This is a genomic window from Cellulomonas citrea (assembly GCF_009829685.1).
In the GTDB taxonomy this organism is placed as follows: Bacteria; Actinomycetota; Actinomycetes; order Actinomycetales; family Cellulomonadaceae; genus Cellulomonas; species Cellulomonas citrea.
This window is the reverse complement of sequence record NZ_VWSD01000217.1, coordinates 1-3362: the sequence shown is the minus strand read 5'-3', so window position 1 is coordinate 3362 and position 3362 is coordinate 1. Positions and strand designations below refer to the sequence as shown.

The following is a 3362-nucleotide window of genomic DNA, read 5'->3' as shown; positions in this document are numbered from 1 at the left end:
CTGCACCCCGGACGCAGACCGCACCGGCCACCGCGCGGCCCACCGCCGCACGGCCCAACCCCGGCGGAGCCTCGTCGAACGTGCGCACCGGTGGCGCGCCCGCCGCGAGCCCCACGCCGGCGCAGCAGGTGACCTACCGCGTGGGCGACAAGGTCAACGGCTACGTCCTCACCCCGAACGGCTGGGTGCCGGCCACGACGGCGACCCGGCGCAAGCCCGCAGCGGGAACGCAGGCCAAGCCCGCCGGGAAGTCGAACGCGTCGTCGTTCGTCCCGGTGTTCATCGTGCTCGCCATCGTCGTGTTCAACGTGCTGCGGTCGTGCACCGGCGGGTGAGCCGCGCTGCACCAGCAGCCCACGACGGGGTTCAATGGACCGATGCGGCGCACCCCGGTCTACTACTACTCCTCGGCCTCGGGCCTGGTCCGTACGTTCGCCGAACGCCTCGACCGCCCGGTGTTCAACCTGGCGGAGCGTGAGCACCGGCTGAGCGAGGTCGACGGCCCGTGGGTGCTGCTCACTCCGTCGTACAAGACCGGGAACGACCGCAACGACACCATCCCCGAGGCCGTGCGCCGCTTCCTGCGCTCGGCCCACAACCGCCGTGAGCTGGTCGCGGTGATGGGTTCGGGCAACCGCAACTTCGGGCGGCACTACCAGATGGCGGCCCGCGAGATCGCCCGGCGCTCGGGTCGGCCGGTGCTGTTCGAGTTCGAGCTCGCGGGCACCCCGTGGGACGTCGAGGAGTGCCAGCGCCTGCTCACCGACCTCGACGAGGCGCTCGCCGCGCACCACGCCGGCGTCGCCTGAGCCCGGGACGCCCACGCTCGGCCACGCAGATCGCGGCCCGGCTCACCCCGGCCGGTCGGGCGGGCCACCCCGGCCCGTCCGACGGGTCACCCGGCTTCGACCGCCCCGGGGAACAGGCTCGCGCGATCCGGGGTTGGGGCAGGCATGAGCCAACCGCAGCTGTTCGGCGACGAGCAGGTCGCCGCGTTCGAGGCCTCCGGAGGCCTCGAGGCCAACACCCTGCGCGGGGTGCCGATCATCGTCCTCACCACGACCGGGGCCCGGTCGGGTGCCGAGCGCAAGGTCGCCCTCATGCGGGTCGAGCACGACGGCCGGTACGCCGTGGTGGCGTCCCGCGGCGGTTCCCCGGAGCACCCCGCCTGGTACCACAACCTCGTGGCGCACCCGCGGGTGCAGCTGCAGGACGGCCCCGTCCGACGCACCTACGACGTGCGTGAGCTCGCCGGTGCCGAGCGCGAGGACTGGTGGGCGCGTTCGGTCGAGGTCTGGCCGGACTACGCGACCTACCAGACCAAGACGGACCGGGTCATCCCGGTGCTCGTGCTGGAGCCGGTCGCCGACGAGGGCTGAGCCGGGCTCGGGGCGCGACACCCGACCTCGCCGCGGGGACCGGCCGTCGCCACGAACCGTCCCCGGCACCGGCCGGCGGCGACACGCACCGTCGCCTCGGCCGGGACGTGGGCGGGCCAGGGCATGCTTCCCCGGTGCGTTCACGTCCGGCTCGGTCTCCTGGTCCGCGTCGGCGGAAGGTGTGGCCGTGGTTGGCGCTCCTCGTGGTCTGCGTGGCCATCGGGCTCGGGGCGCCGCAGTGGGCGACCGCACGCGACGCAGCACGGTTCCCGGTCCGGGGCGACGACCTCACCGTCGGACGCGCGCAGCTCGCTGAGCTCCCGGTGCGCGACCTCGACCCGCTCGACGGGTACCGCCGGGAGGAGTTCGGCGAGGCCTGGAGCGACGTCGACGGCAACGGGTGCGACACCCGCGACGACGTGCTGGCCCGCGACCTCACCGACGTCGTGCTCGCCGACGACGGGTGCCGGGTGCTCAGCGGCACGCTGCCGGACCCGTACACCGGGACCACGATCAGCTTCGTCCGCGGTCCGCAGTCCGCGCAGGTGCAGATCGACCACGTCGTCGCACTCGCCGACGCGTGGCGCACCGGCGCCTCGACCTGGGCCGACGCACGCCGGCTGGCGTTCGCCAACGACCCGGCGAACCTGCTCGCGGTCCAGGGGGCGGCGAACCAGTCCAAGGGTGCGGGCGACGCCTCGCAGTGGCTGCCGCGCAGCGGGTACCGCTGTGCGTACGTGCTCGAGCAGATCCGGGTGAAGTCGGCCTACGGGCTGTGGGTGACCGCGGACGAGAAGGCCGCGATGAGCGACGTCCTGGACGGCTGCCGGACCGCGTGACGCACGGCACCGGCGGTCCGCTGGTGCGCCCGCCGAGCCCGCCCTAGCCTGGACGAACCCTGAGCGAAGGGCACCAGCGATGTGGGTGGTGGCCGTGGCGAGCCTCCTCACGGGGGTGATGCTGTGCCTCGGCGCGCTCACCGTCGTGGCCGAGCGGGTGCGACGACGTCCTCCGGAGCACGACCCGTTCGCGACGCTGTGGCTGCAGAACCGGTTGGCCGCAGTCGCCGCCCAGGTACGCCGGCTGGAGGCCGACGAGCACACGTTCGCGCGGGCGCACTGGATGGCCGCCACCGAGCAGGCCTACGACGCGCTGCTCGCCGAGGCCTGCCGGATGGCCGGCGTCGAGGTGCCCAGCGTCCTCACGGGTGACCCGCAGGAGCGGTTCCGCGAGGAGGTCGAGCTCGCCGCACGCGGCTGGAGCTGGTGAGCAGCGAGCCTCGGCTCGGGGCACCCGGGGCGTCCGGCGACCGGCCCGTCAGCCCGCTCGGACCGTGAGCGTGCTCGACCCGTCCGGGAGCGGGCGGACCTCGACCCGGTCGGCGATCGCCTGCTTGAGGGTCTCGACGTGGGAGACCACCCCGACCGTGCGCCCGCCGGCCCGCAGCCGGCCGAGCTCGGCGAGCACCTGGTCGAGGACGTGCGGGTCGAGGGAGCCGAAGCCCTCGTCGACGAACAGCGTGCCGAGCTCGACCCCGCCCGCCTCGGCGCCGACCACATCGGCCAGCCCGAGCGCCAGGCAGAGCGAGACGTAGAAGGTCTCGCCGCCGGACAGCGTGCGCGGGTCACGCAGCGCACCGGTCCAGTGGTCCTCGACGCGCATCGCCAGCCCCGTCGCGCGAGCCCGCACGTCCTCCTTCTGCTCGCTGGGCACCAGCTGGTAGCGGCCGTCGGACATGGTGCTCAGACGCATGTTGGCCGCGGCCATGACGTCCTCGAACCGTCGCACCAGCACATACGTCGCCAGCGACAGGCGACGGACGTTGTCGGCCCCCTGCCCGCTGGCCAGCCCGGCCAGGCGCACGACGGGGGCGTGCCGGTCGACAGCCCCGGCCAGTGCGCGGGCCGCGGTGAGCACCCCCTCGACGGCGACCGCAGTGGCCCGGGCGACCTCGGCCGCGACCGCCCCGGCCGCACGCGCCTC

The 3362-nt window shown here is 74.5% G+C and carries 5 protein-coding genes and 1 pseudogene; 5 read left to right on the top strand and 1 reads right to left on the bottom strand.

Annotated elements, in window-relative coordinates; translation table 11 throughout:
• The 5 genes and pseudogenes from F2B26_RS15235 to F2B26_RS15215 all read left to right on the top strand — a co-directional run.
• A pseudogene (locus F2B26_RS15235) lies at positions 1-335 on the top strand (hypothetical protein); the annotation flags it as partial.
• A 42-nt stretch (positions 336-377) separates the two neighbouring features.
• Positions 378-809, top strand: coding sequence for a class Ib ribonucleoside-diphosphate reductase assembly flavoprotein NrdI (gene nrdI / locus F2B26_RS15230; RefSeq protein ID WP_159810804.1), 432 nt, complete (start codon positions 378-380; stop codon positions 807-809).
• A 144-nt stretch (positions 810-953) separates the two neighbouring features.
• Positions 954-1379 carry a nitroreductase family deazaflavin-dependent oxidoreductase gene (locus tag F2B26_RS15225; RefSeq protein ID WP_159810802.1) on the top strand — a complete coding sequence of 142 codons (426 nt, stop codon included), beginning with the start codon at positions 954-956 and terminating at the stop codon, positions 1377-1379.
• A 191-nt stretch (positions 1380-1570) separates the two neighbouring features.
• Complete coding sequence (locus tag F2B26_RS15220) at positions 1571-2218, top strand: HNH endonuclease family protein (protein ID WP_235929711.1); 648 nt, start codon at positions 1571-1573, stop codon at positions 2216-2218.
• A gap of 94 nt (positions 2219-2312) precedes the next feature.
• Positions 2313-2648, top strand: a complete 336-nt coding sequence (locus F2B26_RS15215; protein WP_235929710.1) for a hypothetical protein — start codon at positions 2313-2315, stop codon at positions 2646-2648.
• A gap of 48 nt (positions 2649-2696) precedes the next feature.
• Here the strand turns inward: F2B26_RS15215 and F2B26_RS15210 are convergent.
• Positions 2697-3362: SbcC/MukB-like Walker B domain-containing protein (locus tag F2B26_RS15210; RefSeq protein WP_268891118.1), on the bottom strand; the 666-nt coding region annotated here is incomplete at its 5' end.